The following is a 721-nucleotide window of genomic DNA, read 5'->3' on the forward strand; positions in this document are numbered from 1 at the left end:
TGATCAGCCCCACTTGAGTGGTCCGTTTTAAAAGTTAGTGCATGACCGGCCTTTGGTCCATCGGGATGGTGGTTTCTGGAGCCGGCGGGCGATAGCCTAATGCGCTATGTGGTCGTTTCGTGTTGTAATGCTTCCTCCACTCTTCGATCAGGATCTGCGCCTCGCGGAGGCTGTAGAAGATTTCCCCGTTCAGCATTTCATCGCGAAAGCGGGCGTTGAAGCTTTCGCAGTAACCATTCTCCCACGGTGATCCAGGCTCGATGTAAGCCGTTTTAGCGCCGACGGCGCCGATCCAGGCCCGAACCGCCAAGGCTATAAACTCCGGACCATTGTCGGAACGAATGAAGGCGGGAACGCCACGCAAGATGAACAGGTCGGTCAACGCATCGATCACATCTGTCGAATTCAGCCTGTGCCGCACCCGGATCGTCAGGCATTCACGGCTGAACTCATCGAGGATGTTCAGCGTCCGGAACACCTTACCGTCATCGGTGCGGCAATGAACGAAGTCGTAAGACCAGACATGATCCCGGTACTCCGGCCGCAGCCGGACACAGGATCCGTCATTCAGCCACAACCGGCCCTTCTTGGGTTGCTTGATTGGCACTTTCAGCTTCGTCGGGAAAACAGTCCCCCGGACTGTTTTCTGATCCTCCTCAGTCTCGTCGCCACAAGCGCTCGACACGCTTGTCGTTCACCTGCCACCCGGCATCCCGCAACA

The 721-nt window shown here is 56.9% G+C and carries 1 pseudogene; it reads right to left on the reverse strand.

The features are described 5' to 3' along the window. Nucleotides 1-34 precede the first annotated feature (34 nt). A pseudogene (locus ACFFUC_RS12450) lies at nucleotides 35-721 on the reverse strand (IS3 family transposase); the annotation flags it as partial.

Source organism: Paracoccus cavernae, from assembly GCF_042430175.1.
GTDB classification, from domain to species: Bacteria; Pseudomonadota; Alphaproteobacteria; order Rhodobacterales; family Rhodobacteraceae; genus Paracoccus; species Paracoccus cavernae.